Origin of the sequence: Paenibacillus yanchengensis, assembly GCF_042684845.1 — a bacterium.
GTDB classification, from domain to species: domain Bacteria; phylum Bacillota; class Bacilli; order Paenibacillales; family Paenibacillaceae; genus Pristimantibacillus; species Pristimantibacillus yanchengensis.
On the sequence record NZ_JBHUMH010000055.1, the window covers coordinates 47,596 to 61,271 of the forward strand.

Genomic DNA, 13,676 nt, shown 5'->3' on the forward strand with positions numbered 1-13,676 from the left:
ATGAAAATTTTAGTTGTAGATGATGAAACTATTATCCAACAAGGAATTGTTACATTACTACAGGAGATAGGTATTACTAATTTAGAAGTCATTACAGCGAAAAATGGGAAAATAGCTTTAGAACTAATAGCAAACAATAAGCCAGACGTTGTTATGACGGATATTCGGATGCCAGTGATGGATGGATTGCAATTGGTTGGGTACATTTATGAGCAATACCCGCATATAGCAGTCATTATATTGACAGGGTATGCAGACTTTGGTTATGCGCAACAAGCATTAAAATATGGTGTGTTTGATTACTTATTGAAACCGATAACAAAAGATAGAATACAGGATGTACTTAGAAATTTTATGTTACAAACACCGAAAAAATGGTTAGGTAATTGGGAAATAGTTAGAGAGATGAAGGAGACAGTACAACTGCTCTGTCGTAGTGTGCTGGCAGAAGATAAAGCGAGTATCGAAAAGATTATGCAGCAGTGGAAACAGTTTTGCGATGAACAACAGTTCGTTTTGCTAGAGCTAAAACAGATCATGTCACACTTTTATTTGACATTTACTGCGGAGTTGATGGTACATTTACCGATCACCGCAGAACAACAATTAGAACTAGATCAAGTTGCTTCCTCCAGTGAGCAATTATTTTTGAATTGGCATGAATACTTAATCAAACATATGGAGCAAATGAAGGAGCGCAGATCGCCAAGAAATAAACGTGTGGTGGATGATGTCATGAAAGAAATAAGTAACAAATTTGGTGAGCCTGTATTGAATTTGCAACAATTGTCTGAGAGTAGTGGAGTGTCATCTGCTTATTTGAGTAAAATGTTTCGAGAAGTGATGAATAAGCCAATTACGCAATATATATGTGAATTTAGATTAGAACAAGTAAGACAACGATTGGAGCGGGACTCGAACGAAAAGATAAGTATTATTGCTGAACAGTGTGGTTTTAATGATTATCCGTATTTTTCAAAAGTGTTTAAACGAACATTTGGTGTTTCACCAGTCGAATATAGAGAAAAAATGTTATTTTAACCGCATGATGCGGTTTTAGTTTTTTTAAGACAATAAAAGGTGTTTGGCGACATGGATGAATCCCCTTACATTTTTTATAATCACGGTATAGCTTTTACAAAATCAGTTAGAGGTGATGAAGCATGAGAAGAAAAAACGTAAGAGTGCTGTTTCTAATGTTAAGTCTTTTATTATTAATGGGGGCATTAGTAGCGTGTAGTGGCAAGGATAATAAACAACCGGAATCTACACCGGTAAATGAGAGTAAGGAGAAGGAAACACCAAATGGAAGTTCCACTCCTGGAAGTACAGAAGGGAATACAGAAGCAGGACAAGGAGAACAAACGATAGAAGCGTGGGGAAAAGCGATAGCGGATCAGTATAAAGGAACAGAAATCAAGTTGGCGTTCGCTACGCATCCTTCGACGGAAGCATTTCAGAAAATGACCAAAAGTTTTGAGGAATTAACGGGTATTAAAGTACGCTGGGAAGTGATGGAACAAACGTATTTGAAAAATAAACAGTTGATGGATACTACTGCAAAAACAGGGACGTACGATGTGCTGATGATTGATAATTTTTGGAATGATGAGTATGTATCGAAAAAAGTAGTTATACCTTTAAATGATTACTTGAATGACTCGTCGTTGACACCTAGTTGGTTTGCGTATGATGATATTGTACCTGCTTATCGGAATATGTTTGCGAAACAAGATGGGACGGTATATGGCATTCCAACGGCGGGAGAGACAAGATTTGTAGCGTACCGCAAAGATTTGTTTGATAAATATGAGAAACAACCACCGAAAACAATGGATGAATTTTTACAGTTAGCGCAATTCTTTAACGGCAAAGAAGATGGTTTGTATGGGGTTGCTATGCGAGCACAACGTGGTATTCATTTTGCTTCGGGTTTAATGAGTACGATGTACAATTTTTCGGATGGAATACTGGATCAACAAACGGGAGAAATTACGATGAATGATCCTAAAATGGTAGCAGCTTTACAGTATTATATTGATTTGCTCCAAAATGCTCCACCTGACGTAGCATCCTACACACATGAAGAAGCGGTATCGGCGTTTATGTCTGGAAAAGTGGCAATGTGGTTAGATGCAACAGCCATTGCTCCTTGGATTATTGATCCGAATAAGTCACAAGTACATGATAAAGTCGGTTTTGTCCCTACTCCAGAAGGACCAGCAGGTAGAGCGAGTGCTTTAGCTGGTTGGACGATGGGAATTTCAGAGCATTCCAAAAATAAAGAAGCAGCTTGGGCATTCATTATTTATATGAATAGTAAAGTAAACAGTAAGGAGTATATTGAGCACGGAGGAGTATTAGTTAGAACATCACAATTCGAAGATCCAGATGTAATAGGAGATAATCCAATGTATCCAGTTATATTGGAAGCGCTTAAAGATGCAAATGCTTTGATGGAAAGAGGAATTTCTTGGGTTCCACCGCATGAGAAGTTAGGGCAGCTGCTAGATCGGGTTGGGTATTATGGCAGTATGGCATTAAGTAAGGAAATGTCAGTAGCAGAAGCAGTGGAAAAAGCGCAGCAAGAACTAGAAGAGATTGTAAAGCAATAATAAGCAACGATGATTAGAAGATGGGCTTCCTTGAGACATATGGATGGCGGAGGCAAGCCTATTCTTCTTTGTAGGGAAAGGGGATGGAACATATTGCGAACATTTTTTAGCCAACGAACGCATTTAATTTATATTTTACCGGCAATTGTAATTCTAGGCGTACTCACGATTGTTCCGACAGTATTGTTATACTTTTTAAGCATTACTAATTATGAACTGGGTGCTTCTTCATTTAAAATAGTATGGTTTGAAAATTACTTTCGTTTATTTAAAAGTGTGGAATTTCAAAAATCATTTTTTCTAAGTGTCTATTTTAGTGTTGTAGTGACGGCTATTGAATTAGTACTAGGTTTTTTTCTAGCTAAATTACTTGATCGAGAAATGCGACTCAAATCTGTTGTCTTCGCTTGTCTCATTGTGCCAATTGCGATGACACCAAGTATTACAGGACAAATATGGAAACTGATGTTTAATTCAGAATATGGTGTACTCAACTTTTTGTTGCATAGTTCGATAGGGCAAAAAATAGTGTGGCTCTCGCCCGAAAATGCTTTAATGTCAACAATGTTAGTAGATATTTGGCAAAACACACCGTTCGTAGCGCTTATATTGTATGCAGGATTAAGATCATTACCAGTAGATCCATATGAAGCAGCACTTACAGATGGAGCTAGCACTTTACAAGTGTTTCGCCATATTACGTTGCCACTTCTAAAGCCGATGATTTTGTTGGCAGTTATTTTTAGACTCATTGATTCCTTACGATTGTTTGATATTCCGTTTTCACTTACACAAGGTGGACCAGGTAGTGCGACGGAGTTTATGAGTTTACATGTTTATCGATTAGGATTTGCGCAGACAGGTTGGGTGGGGCGAGCATCGGCAGCAGCTATATTATTGATGATCCTTATTACTATCGTTAGTACGATATTGTTACGGTTTTTCCGGAAAGGAGCGAGTGATAAGCAATGAATATAACAAAAGTATGGTCCTCTGTAAATGGAATTGCTATTAGACTAGTCATTGTTATTGTTTGTCTCGTATCCGTATTTCCACTCTTTTGGATGTTGTTAGTTAGTTTAAAAACGGGTACACAAACGCTTGATCCGAGTCTGTGGATTTTTAAACCGACGTTAGAAAATTATAGAGAAACATTTTTGTATCGTAATCTAACGAGCTATTTGAGTAACAGCTTTATTGTAGTGGTCACGACGACGATCATTTCGATTGTAATTGGTGGTTTAGCGGCATATGGCTTTGCTAGATTCGAATTTAAGAAACGGGAAAACATGGCCTTTTGGGTGTTGAGTCTTAGAATGTTACCGCCGATAGCTACTGTTATTCCGTTCTTTGTCATGGCACAAATGCTGCAAATATTAGATACACATCTCGTCTTGATTATTTGTTATATGTTATTTAATATTCCATTTACGATTTGGATGATGCGAGGTTTTTTTGAGGAAATACCACTGGCTATTGAAGAAGCTGCATTAGTAGATGGCTGTACGAGATTGCAAGTGTTTATTCGAATATTGTTGCCACTAGCTTTACCTGGTTTAATCGCAACTGCTATTTTTTGTATTATTAACTCTTGGAATGAATTTGCGTTTGCACTGTTTTTAACTAGTTCAGCTGCGAATACTTTGCCAACGACAGTAACGTTATTTTTATCTATTACAGGGGTAGTATGGGGAGAAATGTCAGCTGTAGGTGTGATTACTATTTTACCGGTATTAGTATTTGCGATGATTGTACAAAAATATATGATTAGAGGTTTAACATTTGGTGGCGTAAAATAAACAGTTTTGTTCATAGAGGAATGTCATTATTAATGCAATCAAGAGGAGGCAGCAAAATGAGAGTAGCTGTTGTCGGCTGTGGGTTTATGGGGCAAAAACATGCAAATGCCTATAAACGGATGGCAGGAGTAGAGTTAGTTGCGGTATGTGGATGGCAAGAAAATAATAGAGAATTTATAGAGGAAACGTTTGGTACAGCATATTTTACGTCGTTCGATGAAATGTTAACCATTACTCGCCCGCAAGTCGTTAGTATTTGTTTACCCACTTATTTGCACAAGCAGTATACGATTAGAGCGGCTCAAGCAGGAGCACATGTCATATGCGAAAAACCAATAGCTACTTCTCTTTCTGATGCAGAGGAAATGATAGAAGCATGTGCAACATATGGTGTTCAACTCTATATCGCGCACGTATTACGGTTTTTTCCTAGCTATCAAAATATAGTGAATCAAATTAATGGTGGAGAAGTTGGGCAGTTAGGTATGGTTAGTACAAGGCGGGTGGTGGAACACCCAGGTGGAAAGGAACAATCTTGGTATAACGATGATGCCAAAAGTGGCGGAGTTATTGTTGACCTGATGATCCATGATACCGATTTTGTAAGAAGTCTATTAGGAGAAGTGGAAAGCGTTTACGCTATGCGTAAAGTATCTGTTGATCAACAATACGGAGTAGTGACGTACAAATTTGTCAATGGAACGATGGCTAATTTGGAAGCGTTGTGGGGTTTTCCGGGACCATTAACAGCAGCTTGTCGTGTTGCAGGAAAAGAGGGCGTTATTCGTTACAATAGCGAAACTAGTTCCAGTGTTCGAGTGCATAAAACGGCACTGGACCAGACAATACCATACGAAAAGTATGAACTCAGCCCATTATTAAAAGATGTGTATCAAGAACAATTAGAGCACTTTATGGAGTGCATCCAACTACAAAAACAACCAATTATTACGGTGGATGATGCGTTAGAAGCGTTACGTTTATCATTAGCAGCTAATCACTCTGCATTACTAGGTAAACCAATTGTAATGTCAGATTTTTATAACGAAATAAGTAAAGGAGGAAGGGGAGAATGAAGAAGCTTAAAGTGGGTATGATCAGTTTTGCTCATGCGGGTCATCCAGAAAATTATCTTAAAGGATTACTTAAACATGCAAGCGTAGAAGTAATCGGGATAGCTGATGAACAATATGATCGAGTAAGTAAATGGATAGAAGAGAAGGGATTAACGTATTATGATAACTACCACGATCTGTTACAAACCGATTGTGATGCCGTTATTATTTGCTCAGAATATATGGATCATGCCCAAATTACGATTGATGCTGCTAAGGCAGGTAAACATATTTTATGTGAAAAGCCACTCGGGTTGTCTAACGATGAGATGGAGACTATGGTTCGTATATGTAAACAATATAATGTGCAACTGATGACCGCTTTTCCTTGTCGTTATTTAACATCGATGATAGAAGTGAAAGAGATCATTGCCCGAGGAGAAATAGGAGACATCATTGCTATAAAAGGTACCAATCGTGGTGTTAATCCAGGTCATTGGTTTATTGATTCATCTCGATCAGGTGGCGGATCAATAATGGATCATACCGTTCACATCATGGATCTGATGAATTGGTTATTGGATTGTCCAGTCAAAGAAGTTTATGCAGAAGCAAGTACCGTTTTTTATAATATTGATGTGGATGACTGTGGATTGGTTCATATTAAGTTTGCCAATGATGTGATTGCTGTTATCGATACTAGTTGGTCGCTCACAGATTCTTTTCCGATGATATTTGATGTAACGATGGAGATAACGGGTACGAAAGGTGTAATATCAGTAGATGCGATGGCACAAAATAACGAAATATACAGTGACCGCGCGAATAAAGCACAGTGGATCTTTTGGGGAGATGATCTAGATTATCTGCTAGTAACTGCTTTTGTTGATGCTTTACTGCATAATAAAGTTGTTCCAATTACGGGGGAGGATGGTTATAAAGCGACTGCGGTAGCACTGGCTGCTTATGAATCGCTTCAACGTAAAGCACCTGTTCCTATGGCAATATATGCAGATGAGGTGAGCGGATGAAGCAATTACGTATCGGCATTGTTGGAATGGGGATTCGAGGGAAACTGTATGCCCAAACACTAGCACAAAGTCCGTATGCTAAGCTGCAAGCGATTAGTGATTCGTCATCAAAAACGTTAGAACTAAGTACAAAGCAATTTAATGTACAGGGATATACGCAAGTAGAAGAAATGTTAGATGCTGAAGAGCTAGACGCACTTATCGTGGCAACACCTGACTATTTACACCGCAATCCAGTACTGACAGCAGCGAGAAGAGGAGTTCATCTATTAATTGAGAAACCATTTTCGACGAGTGTGGAGGAAGCAGAAGAAATGGTAGCAGTGATTGAGCAAGCTGGAGTAAAGTGTATGATTGCATTTGAAAATCGTTGGAATAGCCCCTTCGTAGCAGTAAAGGAAGCGATAGATAATGGGGAGATTGGAAAAATAATTAACATCAATTCTCGGTTGAACGATACGATCGAAGTTCCTACTACGATGATAAAGTGGTCACAAAATTCCACCCCAGGTTGGTTTTTATTTCCACACTCTATAGATTTGGCATTATGGCTCAAACAGGTTAAACCGACGCAAGTGTTTGCGGTAGGTACGAAAAAGAAACTTATTGGGATGGGTATCGACACCTATGATTCTATTCAAGCGATTATGTCATTTGAAGATAATACGCATGCGACTTTTACATCTAGCTGGGTTTTGCCAGAACATATGCCGATGATCTATGATTTTAAGTACGAGATTATTGGAGAAAAAGGGGCGTTTTATGTTGATCTAGCGGAGCAAATGGTTCGTCAAGTGACTGATCGCTATAAACATATGCATACACTGGGCACTTCTATTAATAAACAATTGACGGGAGCCGCCAGTTATATGTTACATGATTTCATAGATCATCTTCGATTAGATAGAATGCCAGAGGCATCCGCTAGAGAAGGTCTACTGAATACCCGCATTGTAGATGCGATTCATCGTTCGATAGAACAAGGTACGGTGCAGTATTTATCATAGATGATACACATGCAGCAGTACAAAAAGGCAGGTTGGAAAAGATATCACTTTTCCGACCTGCCTTTGTTAGTGCGCCACGCATGGCACGTAACTAGGCGGTGAAAGTCCGCTATGGGGGCTGGCAGCTGCCAACCATTAGCCAAGAGCAAGGGTGTCCACCGTGAGGTGGAATCTGAAGGAAGCTGGCGGCAAAGTCCCGACCCGAGGAACACGAATCACATCAGGCATCCAAAGTGGGATGATTCTGCTAAACAAGATAAAATCCAATAAACTGCACGGACACGAGGATGTAAATGCGGCGGGTACATGGGATGAAAGTGACGTGTCTTACCGTGGGAGGTCTCACGGACGCATGAAGCGCATGTGCCACATGCGGTTGAAACAAGATTTGTCGTGAGAAGTCAGCAGATACCATAGTAGTAACGCAGCCAGGCGGCGTTATGAAGGGTTGAACCTAAGGAGGTGTTTAGTCAATGAAAGTTACCAAAGTCGGGAAAAAAGAAAGCAGAATACCTTGCTATGGCAAGGGCTACCCGCAAAGAAATAGTGCGGAACACGAAGGGTATGCGGGAGCGCCTACTGACGAGCGGATAACTGAAAACAACAACACCAACACAAACAGTCGAGGGGACGGGCTTTTAGAGCGAATCCTAAGCCGAGATAATCTTAACCAAGCCTACAGGCAGGTGAAGCGAAACAAAGGCACACACGGAGTCGACGGGATGGAAGTGGAGCATCTTCTACCATATCTTAGAGATAGTGGGGATGAACTCGTAAAGCTTGTGCTGGACGGAAAATATCGTCCGAATTCAGTCCGCAGAGTAGAAATACCCAAGGACAATGGAAAAATGCGAATGTTGGGGATACCAACAGCAGTAGACAGAGTGTTACAACAAGCGATCACGCAAGTTCTGTCTCCGATCTTCGAACCTCAATTCGTTGAATCCAGCTATGGCTTTAGACCGAAAAGAAGTGCCCATGATGCGTTAAGAAAGTGTAAGGAATATGCGAATCAAGGCTACACCTACGTCGTTGACATGGACTTAGAGAAATTTTTCGACACCGTGAATCAGTCGAAAATGATCGAGATCCTATCCAGAACGATCAAGGATGGTCGGGTCATATCCCTTATCCATAAATACCTTAGAGCAGGGGTAATGAACAGAGGAAAATTCGAAGAAACGAAACTTGGGCTTGTACAAGGTGGGAATGTCAGCCCTTTATGCAGTAACATCATGCTAAATGAACTTGACCATGAACTGGAACGAAGGGGCATTACGTTTGTTAGATATGCGGACGATATGCTCCTCTTTGCAAAGACCAAAAGATCAGCGCAAAGAATGTTAGAGCGTATTTTACCGTACATCGAAGATAAACTCCGCCTCAGAGTAAACAGAGAGAAAACGACAGTTGCTTACATCGGCAGGATTAAATTTCTAGGTTATGGATTCTACCCATCGAAAGATGGGATAAAACTAAGAGTTCATGCCAAGAGCATCAACAAGATGAAAGCAAAAGTCAAAGAACTTACCGCAAGAAACAACGGACTTGGCTACGAACAGTTGAAGTTAAAACTAAAACAGTTCATAACAGGGTGGGTAAATTACTTCAAACATGCGGACATGAATAAGCTGCTAAAGACAACGGATGAATGGCTAAGGCGAAGACTGCGGATGTATATTTGGAAACGATGGAAGCGAATACGAACGCGATACACCATGCTAGGCAAACTTGGATTAGACCATCACACCGCCCTCAAATTCGCATGTACAAGAAAAGGCTACTGGCGAACCGCCAAAAGCCCAATTCTTGCAACAACTGTAACGAATGCCCGTCTTAAACAGGCAGGATACGTATTTTTCTCGGATTATCTCAAAACAGTAAACGTGTAAACTTAGGAACCGCCAAGTACCGAACGGTATGCTTGGTGGTGTGGGAGGTCGGCTAAACAAGTAATGTTTAGCCTCCTACCCGATTAGTGTATTACGATTTGTTAAGATCCTTCAATCTGAAAATATACATTATGTTAAGAATTGATCCAGGAATTATTATAATATAGCCTTTAGAAAGTTCATCATCTTTCGTCATATTAAAATACTCATAAAAAAATCCAATAATCAATGCTATATTAATTAATGTCATGACTATAAAACTGATCCACATTATTTTTTTTCGCATGATTTCCTTTCTAAAGAAATTACAATTTATTTATAATTAATATCCGCTAACAAAATCATATACGGCAGTTGCTAAACTAACCCTCTAAATACTATTACGGAAATTAAGAAACAAATAAGCAAAAGTCTATGAAAATCAACAAAAGCAATATATTTATACAATTTTATTCCTCTAAACATTTGTTACTTGAACAAAAAAAATTTATTGCGGTTTTTAATTACAACTAGTGTAAGCAACGAACATAAAATGATTAAAACAATGTATTCTTTCAAATATTGATCTGGGCTCGATCCTGGTTGCCAACGGTACCATTGCATAATATATAGTGGACCTAATCCGCTTCCTGTAGTAAATAATCCTCCTAGTAGAATAATAAGAGATAGAGATAACCCAACTGCACTATTTTTAAAAAGAGCTATACACAGGCCTGTAAACAGCATAAACAATGTTGCAGCAATAAACACAAGGAATAATTCAACCTGCTCATGTAGTCTAATAGTAACTATAGCATATAGCAGAGCATAGAACATACTTAAACAAGCAGGTCTTATTATTGCATATCTCCACAGTGTTATCGGAAAAGTAATAAATAATTCTTGCTGGTTTAAAGATCCTATTTGCATAAACAAGGCGACCATAGGGAAAATAAGTACAGGAAAACCAACAAATACAACCATATCTTTGGCTAACTGCAAATTTTTACTTGCTATGAATAAGCATATTATTGGAGTAATGATTGGTAGGAGCAATAAGTGCTTTTGCGTTTTCCACAAGTATAACCACTGTCTTAGTTCTTGTTTAACCAAACCATATACCCCTCTTCCAATGTCGGAGCTACTGTTTGCGCGGTAGAAATTGGTGCCCCACTAGAAATTACACGCCACACATAATTAGAATTTTCTAGTTCGGTTTGTTTAATTACTATAATTGAAATCTTAGTTTTTATTTGATCAAACTCAGCAAGTGTAGCTGAGAATTGCCATACATTATTGTTTGCATAAGATGTAACACTCTGTACACTCTCATGCTCTTCTATAATCCCTTTTCTCATTAACAACACTCGATCACAAGTCATCGAAATATCTTCTGTAATATGAGTAGACACTAGAACAATCCGATCTTTGGATAATTGCTTAATTAAACTCCGAAATCTAATACGCTCTTCAGGATCAAGTCCTGCGGTAGGTTCATCTATAAGTAAAATATTGGGTTGATGAATAATTGCTTGAGCTATACCAAGTCTTTGCTTCATTCCACCTGACAATGTACTTATTTTATAACTCGAACGCTCTTCCAAATTAACTTCTTGTAACACTTCTGGAATTCTTTTTTTTAGAAGAGCTGGTTTCATTCCGCGTAATATACCTATATACTCTAGATACTCTGTTACTTTAAGAGTTGGAAAAACTCCTACTTGTTGTGGTAAATATCCAATTTGACTACGAATAAATTCTATATTTTTATGTTGCCAAGCAATTTTTTCTGAATAAATACTTCCTCCACTTGGTAAATGATAGGTTGCCAAAATACGTAAAAGTGTTGTTTTTCCAGCTCCGTTCGGCCCTAATAAACCAGTAATTCCTTTATTCAATACAAACGTTGATGGATGGATGACTATTTTTTTACCAAACTTTTTCATTAATTGGTCAATTATTAACATTATAGATCCTCCAGTACATTTTCTGGGGTCAGGTTCCCTTTAGTTTCCACGTACCATTTTTGTAATAATAGCTGTTTTTCATGCTCGTCTTTATTCATATATTTTTGTTGTATTGCATACATAAAATCCTTACCATATTGCCTACTATACAAGTCAAATAATGCATCATCTTCCAATTTTTTTTCGTAAATTTCTTTAAACAGTTTCGTATCTTCATTTCCCTTATTTCTAATCAAATATATTGCTTGTAACACATCTTCTATATGATAAATTCTTTCATCTTGATATAGAAAAACTTCCTCTGGGTTTAACATAAATGTTTGTGTAGTTGTCATCATGAATAATCGATTAGGCAAATCTGTTTCAACATTTAAATATTGATCGATTGAAGAGACTACGGTATCTAATGATTCCAAGTTTAACTGAATTGCTGGTTCTTGCTTAAAACTAGGAACGATTATGCTATCTTGCTCCATATACTGACCGAAAAATATAGTGGGTCCAAATGCTTCCCCTTTCCAAGCACCTTCCTCCTCAACGAGGTTTGATATAATCTGAGAAGGTTGTATATTTTCTAGTATAATCTGATAGTTTTCTTTTTTGGCATTATGATAAGGGTCAACGGCTTCAGTTGGATGCATAGGGTACCATGGAACTGTAGAAATGAGCTCGAAAAAATTAGGTCCAACGGACGCAAAACTATCCGTTTCTACTTCCAACTTAAGAACTCCATTAAGCTGAGGCAACTCTAGTCCTAACTCATTGTTATCCTGTGTAAAGTTAATAAAAGTATGATTCCAGCTTGCAGAATTTACTTTAAAGGAATCGAACAAAGCCAATCTTATATACTCTGACTCTGAATTAATATGTAAATTAACCGTATACTCTAGTTTATGATTGCTCTTACCATGAGTAATATTGAAGTTATATTCATTAATTGTATAATTAAAGCTCTCTAACTTTTGCTCCTTAATAGAGTAACTGGAATACTGTTTACCCTCCGTTATATATGGAACATATGGTGAAATTAGAGGAATACATATGGAACTGATTACACCAATCAACATAACATTTCTCAATCTCTTACTATTTGATTTTAATAGAAAAAACAAACTCATAATTAAAAGCACCGCACTCAACCGCTGTACATAAAAACCCAAATTAACTTTTTGGATCTCCATATCATAAATACCAAAAATTTGTTGAATATTAGGGTCGCCTATTACTAGCCATCCAGCAATAGATTCTGGTAAAAAACCAAGCCATGAATTATAAGGCATTGTCAAAAACCATATCAATATAATTCCAACGTAACTATAGATACTTGGAATGAAAGAATAATAAACGTATCCTATTATAATAGAAAGATACATAGGCAGAAACCAACATAATACAATATAATTCAAAGAGCTTAGAAGTTGATGGAATACAATATTGTTATGCGTAAAGTGAATGTATAAAATTACTTCTAAATAAAAAAGTAAGCTTAATGTAAATGCTAATAACAACCAAAATAATAACTTAGCTATCAAATGAGATCGATATTTCGGCGTAGTCTGTATTCCTTCCACTTGATAATTAATTTGTTCCAAGCGTGCAAACTCTGCACCATAAAGCATAAATAAGAGGTTTGCCGTCATAACAAAAAAAACCATTCCGGGAAGAACGTCTAAACTGACCAAATTTTCACGAGGCAAGACTAATGCCACGATCAAATAAATTAAAAACACGAAAGCCCATATAGGCTTTCGGTAGAAATTACGTATTTGAAATTTTAAAAGGTTTAACATGTTATCACCCTATTCAGAATATGGCATAGATCAAGCGATATTTTAATTAATCCGTTATACTAGATGTTACTTCTAACGTTTTATCTCCAGATGAAGTAACGTTATATGCTTCATTTGAAAAAAGTTTAATAGTAGTAGTTTTTGAATCTGCACCATTATAGTAAACATTATGTGTTAACAAAGGTTCATCAGGCCATAAACGCTTAAATAAATATAATATACCCTTTCCATTACCTGTTCCCGCTGTTACAGAAGTTTTAAAAGTACCATTTCGATCTTTGCCGCTGATTGAAACACTTTCTACTGTAGATGTACCGCCTACAGGCTTAACTGCAGTGGCAGAAGCTGCATAAATGCTTGCTGAAGCCATCAAAAAACCAGCAACAGAAAGCACGCTAACTATTTTTTTTATTTTATTCATAGTATTAGTTCCTCCTAGTGATCCGCTTGATCTACTTCTACATATTACCATTAAAAAGTATGTTTTACATGGTACTTAATTACTATTTATATACTATATAGGTATATTTGTACTATTATG

General features: G+C 37.6%; 12 protein-coding genes. 8 read left to right on the forward strand and 4 right to left on the reverse strand.

Going from position 1 to position 13,676, the window contains the following annotated elements; translation table 11 throughout:
- The 8 genes from ACFSTH_RS14630 to ltrA all read left to right on the forward strand — a co-directional run bounded on the left by ACFSTH_RS14630 (nt 1) and on the right by ltrA (nt 9,399).
- The gene (locus ACFSTH_RS14630) at nt 1–1,041 is read left to right on the forward strand and encodes a response regulator (RefSeq protein WP_377769190.1); all 1,041 of its coding nucleotides are present in this window, start codon (nt 1–3) and stop codon (nt 1,039–1,041) included.
- 122 nt (nt 1,042–1,163) lie between these two features.
- The gene (locus ACFSTH_RS14635) at nt 1,164–2,615 is read left to right on the forward strand and encodes an ABC transporter substrate-binding protein (protein ID WP_377769189.1); all 1,452 of its coding nucleotides are present in this window, start codon (nt 1,164–1,166) and stop codon (nt 2,613–2,615) included.
- Between the two features lie 93 nt (nt 2,616–2,708).
- Complete coding sequence (locus tag ACFSTH_RS14640) at nt 2,709–3,587, forward strand: carbohydrate ABC transporter permease (RefSeq protein WP_377769188.1); 879 nt, start codon at nt 2,709–2,711, stop codon at nt 3,585–3,587.
- Complete coding sequence (locus ACFSTH_RS14645; RefSeq protein WP_377769187.1) at nt 3,584–4,414, forward strand: carbohydrate ABC transporter permease; 831 nt, start codon at nt 3,584–3,586, stop codon at nt 4,412–4,414. Before ACFSTH_RS14640 ends, ACFSTH_RS14645 begins: the two co-directional genes overlap by 4 nt.
- Nucleotides 4,415–4,470: 56 nt before the next feature.
- The gene (locus ACFSTH_RS14650) at nt 4,471–5,490 is read left to right on the forward strand and encodes a Gfo/Idh/MocA family protein (RefSeq protein WP_377769186.1); all 1,020 of its coding nucleotides are present in this window, start codon (nt 4,471–4,473) and stop codon (nt 5,488–5,490) included.
- Nucleotides 5,487–6,500 carry a Gfo/Idh/MocA family protein gene (locus tag ACFSTH_RS14655; protein WP_377769185.1) on the forward strand — a complete coding sequence of 338 codons (1,014 nt, stop codon included), beginning with the start codon at nt 5,487–5,489 and terminating at the stop codon, nt 6,498–6,500. Before ACFSTH_RS14650 ends, ACFSTH_RS14655 begins: the two co-directional genes overlap by 4 nt.
- On the forward strand, nt 6,497–7,507 hold the full coding sequence (locus ACFSTH_RS14660; RefSeq protein ID WP_377769184.1) for a Gfo/Idh/MocA family protein: 1,011 nt from the start codon (nt 6,497–6,499) through the stop codon (nt 7,505–7,507). Before ACFSTH_RS14655 ends, ACFSTH_RS14660 begins: the two co-directional genes overlap by 4 nt.
- A 473-nt stretch (nt 7,508–7,980) precedes the next feature.
- Nucleotides 7,981–9,399: a group II intron reverse transcriptase/maturase gene (ltrA, locus tag ACFSTH_RS14665; RefSeq protein WP_377769183.1), complete on the forward strand. Its 1,419-nt coding sequence runs from the start codon at nt 7,981–7,983 to the stop codon at nt 9,397–9,399.
- A gap of 468 nt (nt 9,400–9,867) precedes the next feature.
- Here ltrA and ACFSTH_RS14670 read toward each other — a convergent pair whose 3' ends face one another.
- The 4 genes from ACFSTH_RS14670 to ACFSTH_RS14685 all read right to left on the reverse strand — a co-directional run bounded on the left by ACFSTH_RS14670 (nt 9,868) and on the right by ACFSTH_RS14685 (nt 13,556).
- Nucleotides 9,868–10,491, reverse strand: a complete 624-nt coding sequence (locus tag ACFSTH_RS14670) for a hypothetical protein (protein ID WP_377769182.1) — start codon at nt 10,489–10,491, stop codon at nt 9,868–9,870.
- A complete protein-coding gene (locus ACFSTH_RS14675) occupies nt 10,473–11,345 on the reverse strand; it encodes an ATP-binding cassette domain-containing protein (RefSeq protein WP_377769181.1) in 873 nt (290 codons plus the stop codon). Before ACFSTH_RS14675 ends, ACFSTH_RS14670 begins: the two co-directional genes overlap by 19 nt.
- Entirely contained in the window at nt 11,345–13,042 is a 1,698-nt protein-coding gene (locus ACFSTH_RS14680) for a hypothetical protein (protein ID WP_377769180.1), read from the reverse strand. Before ACFSTH_RS14680 ends, ACFSTH_RS14675 begins: the two co-directional genes overlap by 1 nt.
- A 139-nt stretch (nt 13,043–13,181) precedes the next feature.
- Complete coding sequence (locus ACFSTH_RS14685; RefSeq protein ID WP_377769179.1) at nt 13,182–13,556, reverse strand: hypothetical protein; 375 nt, start codon at nt 13,554–13,556, stop codon at nt 13,182–13,184.
- Nucleotides 13,557–13,676: the final 120 nt, after the last annotated feature.